Genomic DNA, 7,325 nt, shown 5'->3' with positions numbered 1-7,325 from the left:
GGATCATGTGCAAACAATTTCGAGACAAGGACAACTAGCGTGATTAGAATACAGTAACCAATCCGTTTCACCATGTTTTTTTACCTTCTGATTTCTTATGTGATGTCTGACCATTTTGAACGATTGAATGTTTCTCGGCAATGAGTCAATTTCAGCGACATCACTATAACCGAAAAAACATACTTTGATGCATGGGACTTTGGTCCAATAGCGTTTTTCTAATGATTGTGTTTCTCTTGATGTGAAATACCATTGAACGATGTCCCGAGTGCATTGAAGATTTTGCTGGAAAGTGAAAGCGGGAATTTGGAGGAAACCATGAGACAGGTATTCATATTCACAATTCTGTTTTTCGGAGTGATCTGTTTTTGCTTTGCACAACAAGATAGACCTTCAGACAAAGATGTGAAACAAATCATCGAGAACGTTGAAAAGGGACGCGATCGTTTTGAAGATGCGACTCATGGATCAGGCAGCCCAGATCGGTAAAACATTGGAAGCAGGTGCAATGTCACCAGCGGTTTCATCTGCATGGAATGCTATGCAAGCCAATTTGGCAAAACTCGGACAAGCTTTCGGACAGTGAAACGATATTGGGTCAATCTTTAGGCTGACGAACATCCCACCCAGGCGCGATCTGGGAAGAGCCGTCATCATCGTCTTTGGCGCGTTTGTCTTTGTGGGGACGTCGTGCCTGAGCAGCTTCCGATTCTGACATTGGTCGTGGAACAACCGTTGTCGCAAACTCCTCCAACTCTGTCAAAACAGCTGCTTGCGAATCTGACTCAATCTTCGCAGATGTATACAGTTTGTCCGGATCCTTATTGTCTGTCACAATGCCTGGCTGCCCATGCCGAACAAATTTGCTCCCTTCCATCGACTCACGAATTTCGTGTTTCACTGTGCTCGAGGTTCCATCAATCACATCGGTGATGCGATTCAAACGATCATGTAGTTCGACTGCACGTGCATCTCCTTGTAATTTAGCTTCCGTAATCTGAGAAGCATATTGTCCGGAAGGTGCCTTTGCCTTCACATTTTCGGCGGTTTGAATTGATGGTGCATCGGTTACGGTTTTCTTGATTGATTTGATATTTTCAACGGACTCTGAAGGAACCGCGCCTAACTCCCCGCTGGAATTCCATAAACCAGAACTCGTACCGGATTGAATTGGTCTCATTGATATTTCTCCTAAACTAACTTGATTTCAACCGGGTTGTTAATCCGGCTTAATGATTCATGCGGTAAAGGACCAGAAAGCGGATCAGGAATTGTCTTGTTCAATGTATGGAAGCATGAGACTTTTCTCAGTTCCTATTTGATCCAGTTTTCTTTGCAGTTCGGAAGCCCGGACCTCGGCTTGAAGTTTTCTTTCGATGATTAACGAAGAACCTTTTGAATCAGAATTATTTTTTTCGATTTCAGCGAATTCTATGCTTTCGATCGATACCTCATTCTTGGTGGAGTTGGTTTGGCTGCTGGCTAATGGCTTTTGTTCAGAAACAGGCTCACTTTGGATACGAAAGTTATTGTTATTGATTTTCGAAATCATGTTTTTGTTGCCCTCAAAATTCTTTCATTCAATTCTTCATGCGTGAAAAAGCGCTTGCTGGGATCACAAACGCTCATTTTTCGCAGGAATGATATAGGTGTTCGTTAAATAAGAATTTAGTAACAGCGTGGATGTATAATGAAGTTCACGGGTGCTATTAGATGGAGGGACAACCCCCGAGCCGGATTACTCAGCTTTTACAGGGTTGGAGCCGTGGTGATCGCCAGGCTATGGATGAATTAATGGGGTTGGTTTATCAAGAACTAAAGAAACTCGCCATCAGTTATCTAAGATCGGAAAGACCCGACCATACTTTGCAACCGACTGCACTGATTCATGAATTGTATCTTCGCCTTATAGCTCAGAACATGCCAGAGTGGGAAGGGCGTGCTCATTTTTTTGGAGTGGCAGCGCGCCTCATGCGTCAGATTTTGATCGATCATGCACGAACCAGAAATGCTGAACGTCGCGGTGGAGCACAACAATCAAAAATCTTGTTGGATGATGTTCTAATATTCACGCAAGATCAAGCTGCAGAATTGTTGGCTTTTGATGATGCCTTAAAGAAACTTGCCTCCTTTGACCAACGGAAGGCTCAAATCATTGAAATGAGATCATTCGCAGGAATGAGTGTTGACGAAACTGCGCGAGCCCTCAATATTTCTGCGCCAACCGTAAAACGAGAAATGCGTCTTGCAAAAGCCTGGCTGCTAAGAGAATTGCAGCGTTGACCTGTGAAGGTTTTAGGCCTAAATCAGTTTTTCATCCAAAATCCCAAACGATCTTATGAACACTAGGCATACAGGATCGCAATGATATTGTTTTCATTCTCCTTGGGTTTCTGCTGCTCTTTAACATTGGATACCAATGTATTTTCGAGTTCTAGGGATTCTGTTTCGGGAAAAGGAGGCTCGGTGGTGTTTTGCTGTACTGCTTGTAAGTAGTTATTTTCGATATCGGCACGCCGGAGTGCCGCTTCAATACTCCCCATTCCTTTTTTATCTGCTGCGATGTCTTGCAAGGCTTTCGGATTCAAATTTGTGTCTGGAGCATTTTTCTCCTGCGAGCTTTTCGGTTCCATATCCTTTTGAAGCTCCGGCGCGGCAGCCTCGCGGGCTGGGGATATGAAAATGTCGTTGATGTCCTGCCGTGAGACGTTTTTGATATTTGTAGAACTGTTGTTCAGTTTCGAGATCATGATCGTTCCTCCATTCATTTGTGGATTATTTCGATAGGCCGTACAGCCCATCAATCAAACTTGCGGAAAAACTGTTTGAATCGGATCAAGATGTTTTTCCGTTGATGTTGCAGGGTGAAGTAGGAGGAATTACACGAAGTCAGAGACCATCAAAACTTAAGTTCGATGATCTTTTCACGGATCACCAAATTATTTTGTCTGGTATTTCGCAGCTTCATTCGGTTTCCCCCATGCTGTATAAAGCGATGCGAGAGTTTTTGCTGCCTTAACCGAATCTGGATGTTTCATTCCTTGTTTGACAGTCAAGGTTCGGTAAGAGTCAACTAATATCGATTCCGCTTCCTTATAGCGACCTTGCGCCGTTAAACAATCTCCTAGACTGACTTTTAGATTCGCCAATCTTGGGTGATCTGCGGGCAGCGCACGGACTCGGATTTCAAGGGCTTTACGGAACTGGGTTTCTGCTTCCTTGGGATTTCCTTTCTGCATACGCACATGTCCGAGCATCCAAAAGATATTGGCATGGTTGTCATGATTCGGCGGCAGCGTTTTTTGCCAGAGAAGCCCTGCTTCACTCAATAAAGATTCGGCTTCATCGAAATCGCCCTTATCGACCAACAGTACGCCAAGAGTATAGAGGTGTGTGGCAACTTTCGGATGTTGATTGCCCAACGACTTACGTCTCAAAATAAGTCCATCTCTCAGGAGTGTCTCTGCATCCGTGTAGCGCTTTTTTGCTCTCATTACCAATGCCAGATTCCACATTGCATTTGCCAGGTCAGGATGATTCTCTCCCAGTACTTTGCGGCTTAAATCTAAGGCTTCGCTAAACAAGACTTCGGCCCCATCGTAATCAGCATTATCTAGGAGCAATCTTCCCAAATTCTTCATGCTGTTTAATGTTTCGCGATGATTGTTGCCAAACAGGTTGCGGCATATGGCTAACGACTGGCGATACAATGGCTCGGCCTCTTTGTCTTTTCCTTTAAACCTAAGCACATTTGCGAGGTTGTTGAGGCTCCAAGCGACTTCAATACTTTCTTCGCCAGTGACCTTTTGATGAATCGTTAGCGCCTCACGAAGCGCCGCCTCCGCTTCATCATACTTTCCGTTTAGGAATAGACTCACAGCAAGAGTATCCAAACTAACCGCAACATCGGTGTGTTCATTTCCATGAAGTTTTCGCCGGATGATGAGAGACTTTCTAGCAATAGCTTCTGCTTCGCTGTATCTGCCTGCATCGCTTAGAGCCGATGAAAGATCGTCCATTGTTGAAGCAATTTCTACATTCTCTTCACCCAGTTCCCGTTTACGAATCTGAAGTGCCTTTTCAAACAACGTCACGGAGGTGTGGGAGAGTCCAAGATTCTGATAAACACGGCCCATGGTATTCATTAAAGCAGCTTGAACCTCAGGCTGTTCACCAAGCTCTCGCTCGATTTTTTTTGCACTTGCGTCCAGAAGCTCTCTTGCTGTTACAGTGTTGCCTCTAGTTTCGTCAGGATCAGAGACTTCAAAAAGGTCAACAAGGAATTCCGTAACCTTATTTGCCCGATCTCTTTCTTTTGCAATACGAGACGCCTGGATGGTCATTACTGCCGCCAGTCCTGCAAGTAAAAGGGCGATGATGGAGGCGGATGCTACGGCTGTTTTATGACGGCGTACGAATTTGATTGCACGATAACCCCAGGTTTGTGTGCGAGCGCGGATTGGAAGCCCATCCATGTACCGACTAATATCATCAGAGAATTCTACTGCCGTGCGATAACGGTTCTGCGGATCTTTGTGGATAGCCATCAACACGATGCTATCTACTTCCCGTGCAAGCTTGCGACTGAGCTTTTTGGGGTTGCTCTTTTTCATTCCGATTTTGGTTGTTGTCGATGCACTTGATGTAACAATTGAACTCGGAGCTTCTGGTTGTCGTTCGCATACGACTCTCTCAATTTCAGCAATCGATTTTGTTCTAAACTGCTGGGCTCGCTGACTGGTCAACAATTCATACAACAAAAGGCCCAGGGAATAGATGTCCGTTGCTGTTGTAACCGGTTGGCCGCGCACCTGTTCCGGACTGGCATATTCGGGAGTCATTAAACAAATCGAAGTTAATGTTGTAGTTGGAATGGCCGCAGAAAGTTCTGGATTCAGAAATTTGGCAATGCCGAAATCCAATAGTTTGGGAATTCCCTCCGATGTCACCATGATATTGCTTGGCTTGAGATCACGGTGAATTACTAAATTGCGATGAGCGTATTGCACGGCATCACAAACCTGTCTGAAAAGCTCCAGCCGCTTTTGAATTGTTAGCCCGTGCTTATCGCAATACGCGGTGATCGGTTCCCCTTCGATGTATTCCATAACGAAATAGGGGATCCGATCCTCAGTGGTCCCACCTTCAAGAAACCGAGCGATGTAGGGATGTTCCAGATTGGCCAAAATCTGACGCTCGTACCAAAAGCGATGGATGAGTAAGGATGGCACTACATCTTGTCGAATGATTTTGATTGCAACAATCTTCTGATATTGATCGTCATCTCGTGTAGCCTTGTATACTTGTGCCATTCCGCCCTGACCAATCAGACCGGTAATTCGATACGCACCAATTCTTGTTCCTGTTAGATCAGTAATTTCATTCTGAGGAAGAGATTCCACTGCATTTGAAATAAGGGTCTTCAGTATCGTTTCCGTTCCGTCTTCCTGTCGGAGGAGCGATTCCACTTCCTGCTTTAGTTCCGGATCATTGATGCAGGACTCTTCCAAGAAAAGAATTCTTTCCTGAATAGGCAGGTCCGCTGCCTCAAAGAAAATCTTTTCGATTTGTTTCCAACGTTCCGGAGTCATGTGAGTTCGTCCCGGAAAGAATAACTCGGCGGCCCTTGCGACGGAATTCTCGCCAGAAATTCAGATTACTTACTTGAACTCATTATACAAAAAATTGCTACGCACTGGTTTTATGCAGAAGTTTTTCAAATTTTCAGTCCCTCAATTCTTCATGCGCGAAAATTGTTGTGTACGGATCAAAAAAGATTTCTTTGATCCCATTCAACCATTTTTCCCGCAAGTAAAAGTGATCGGCCAGTACGGCCGATCGAAATGAAGAAAAAAATGGAGGAATTTTGTATGATCTCGAAAATTAATAATGGTTATTCGCCAACCGGAGCTCTTTCACAACAGGAAGTAGCTGCTTCTGATGTTCAAAAAGATACGACACCGAACGGACTGCCGGAGCAAAGAACTGAGCAATTCTTTCCCGAAGTTCAAATTGATTTATGCGCAAAACCACATTTCCAGGGCATGGAAAACCTGGCAGCTGAAAAAAAAGGCATAGGGAACATGGAAGCTACCCTCCGACGTGCTGATATTGAGAATCAGTTCACATGGGGAGAATCTCAGATGGGAGTATCTTTCAAAAGCGATTCTACGCCATCGGAGACTTTAGAACGCGCTGTTAAAGAATCGGAAACAAAAGGAGCCATCTACATGAAATATGATGGTTAAAACATAATGGATAGATTTCGTCATTCAACATCAGGCGGCAAAGTTATGCGGTCCGCCTGATTTGGGCTAATGATGATTCGTTAAAGTAACGCGGATTAACCCCGACATGCTGGATGATCACAAGTACAGGTGAGTTCAGTTAGATCTTTAGCTTCTTTACAGTATTCGCTACAATACTTATCCTTTCCTGAAACTGTGCAGCTACAGGCGGGATGCGCGCATTTCTTAGTTTTTTCCTCTGCCATGATCGTGCCTTCTTCCATTCCTCCTATGAACAAAATTAATACTGAAATCGCCCACCTACAAGAGGAAGCTTCTTATACTCACCCCACCGGCAAGATACTGGCGATATGGTGGGGCCGTTAATTCGGGCCGAAAACGCCTTCTAAGAAACCCGGCAAATTATTCAGATCACTGCTCGGTGGAGGATTGAGCACACGAGGGATCGTTACATCCTCAGCAAAAATGCATGTTCCGCCAATCAACAGCGTAAAAACAAAAAGTGTGAATGCGGTTATAGAAACTTTTTTTGAAGTAAGAGCATGTTTATCCCTCCTGAAATTGCTTCATATAGAAAGAAGAGGAGAAACCGGAGGGCTTATTGGTTCGTCAGTCTTAATGTTAACGCGGGCGGGTGATGCCGAGTTTCCGCATCCTTGCTTGAAGTGTTGTGCGTTTGATTGCCAAGCGCGCTGCCGCACCGGCTGGGCCACCGATGACCCAATGGGAATCCTTTAATGCCTGTAAAATGTGCTGACGTTCGGATTCCTCCAAAGTGGCCGACGATGCATTGCTCACCGCATTTTTTGGAAGAAGTTCGGGGAGTGCAATATCCAGAACGGAACCTCGCGTCACGATCACCGCGCGTTCGATAAAGTGCTCTAATTCACGGATGTTTCCTGGCCAATGATAATTCATCAGGGATTGCATTGCAGCGGAAGAAATTGAATCAATCTGCTTCTTCAACCGTCGCGCATATTTCTGGACAAAAAAGCGTGTGAGTTCTGGAATATCTTCCTTCCGCTCACGAAGTGGGGGAATCATAATTGGAAATCCATTAATACGGTAGTAAAGATC

Annotated in this window: 8 protein-coding genes; 3 read left to right on the top strand and 5 right to left on the bottom strand. The window is 44.8% G+C overall.

Annotated features, from left to right (window positions below; translation table 11 throughout):
* Window positions 1–318: 318 nt before the first annotated feature.
* Window positions 319–489: a hypothetical protein gene (locus tag L0156_00920; GenBank protein MCI0601554.1), complete on the top strand. Its 171-nt coding sequence runs from the start codon at window positions 319–321 to the stop codon at window positions 487–489.
* A gap of 109 nt (window positions 490–598) precedes the next feature.
* Here the strand turns inward: L0156_00920 and L0156_00915 are convergent, their stop codons facing one another.
* Both L0156_00915 and L0156_00910 read right to left on the bottom strand, forming a co-directional pair.
* Window positions 599–1,180 (bottom strand): hypothetical protein, encoded by a 582-nt coding sequence (locus L0156_00915; protein MCI0601553.1) that lies wholly within the window; start codon window positions 1,178–1,180, stop codon window positions 599–601.
* An 84-nt stretch (window positions 1,181–1,264) separates the two neighbouring features.
* Window positions 1,265–1,552 carry a hypothetical protein gene (locus L0156_00910; GenBank protein ID MCI0601552.1) on the bottom strand — a complete coding sequence of 96 codons (288 nt, stop codon included), beginning with the start codon at window positions 1,550–1,552 and terminating at the stop codon, window positions 1,265–1,267.
* Between the two features lie 161 nt (window positions 1,553–1,713).
* Here L0156_00910 and L0156_00905 point away from each other — a divergent pair, with 161 nt between their 5' ends.
* Window positions 1,714–2,283 carry a sigma-70 family RNA polymerase sigma factor gene (locus L0156_00905; protein MCI0601551.1) on the top strand — a complete coding sequence of 190 codons (570 nt, stop codon included), beginning with the start codon at window positions 1,714–1,716 and terminating at the stop codon, window positions 2,281–2,283.
* A 62-nt stretch (window positions 2,284–2,345) separates the two neighbouring features.
* On the opposite strand, the gene L0156_00900 is transcribed toward L0156_00905, so the two are convergent.
* Window positions 2,346–2,750, bottom strand: a complete 405-nt coding sequence (locus tag L0156_00900; GenBank protein MCI0601550.1) for a hypothetical protein — start codon at window positions 2,748–2,750, stop codon at window positions 2,346–2,348.
* A 189-nt stretch (window positions 2,751–2,939) separates the two neighbouring features.
* On the bottom strand, window positions 2,940–5,591 hold the full coding sequence (locus L0156_00895) for a serine/threonine-protein kinase (GenBank protein MCI0601549.1): 2,652 nt from the start codon (window positions 5,589–5,591) through the stop codon (window positions 2,940–2,942).
* Between the two features lie 252 nt (window positions 5,592–5,843).
* On the opposite strand from L0156_00895, the gene L0156_00890 reads away from it, so the two are divergent.
* Complete coding sequence (locus L0156_00890) at window positions 5,844–6,248, top strand: hypothetical protein (protein MCI0601548.1); 405 nt, start codon at window positions 5,844–5,846, stop codon at window positions 6,246–6,248.
* Window positions 6,249–6,869: 621 nt separating this feature from the next.
* Here the strand turns inward: L0156_00890 and L0156_00885 are convergent.
* The coding region (locus L0156_00885) for a Fis family transcriptional regulator (GenBank protein ID MCI0601547.1) at window positions 6,870–7,325 on the bottom strand (456 nt) is incomplete at its 5' end.

Source organism: bacterium (assembly GCA_022616075.1).
Lineage (GTDB): Bacteria > Acidobacteriota > HRBIN11 > JAKEFK01 > JAKEFK01 > JAKEFK01.
Note: the sequence above shows the minus strand (reverse complement) of the source record. Positions and strands in the feature narration are given on the sequence as shown.

What these genes read in the sequence shown, in the direction of transcription:
- L0156_00920 (MCI0601554.1), top strand. Translation starts at nt 319, where the DNA reads ATGAGACAGGTATTCATATTCACAATTCTGTTTTTCGGAGTGATCTGT.
- L0156_00915 (MCI0601553.1), bottom strand. Translation starts at nt 1,180, where the DNA reads ATGAGACCAATTCAATCCGGTACGAGTTCTGGTTTATGGAATTCCAGC.
- L0156_00910 (MCI0601552.1), bottom strand. Translation starts at nt 1,552, where the DNA reads ATGATTTCGAAAATCAATAACAATAACTTTCGTATCCAAAGTGAGCCT.
- L0156_00905 (MCI0601551.1), top strand. Translation starts at nt 1,714, where the DNA reads ATGGAGGGACAACCCCCGAGCCGGATTACTCAGCTTTTACAGGGTTGG.
- L0156_00900 (MCI0601550.1), bottom strand. Translation starts at nt 2,750, where the DNA reads ATGATCTCGAAACTGAACAACAGTTCTACAAATATCAAAAACGTCTCA.
- L0156_00895 (MCI0601549.1), bottom strand. Translation starts at nt 5,591, where the DNA reads ATGACTCCGGAACGTTGGAAACAAATCGAAAAGATTTTCTTTGAGGCA.
- L0156_00890 (MCI0601548.1), top strand. Translation starts at nt 5,844, where the DNA reads ATGAAGAAAAAAATGGAGGAATTTTGTATGATCTCGAAAATTAATAAT.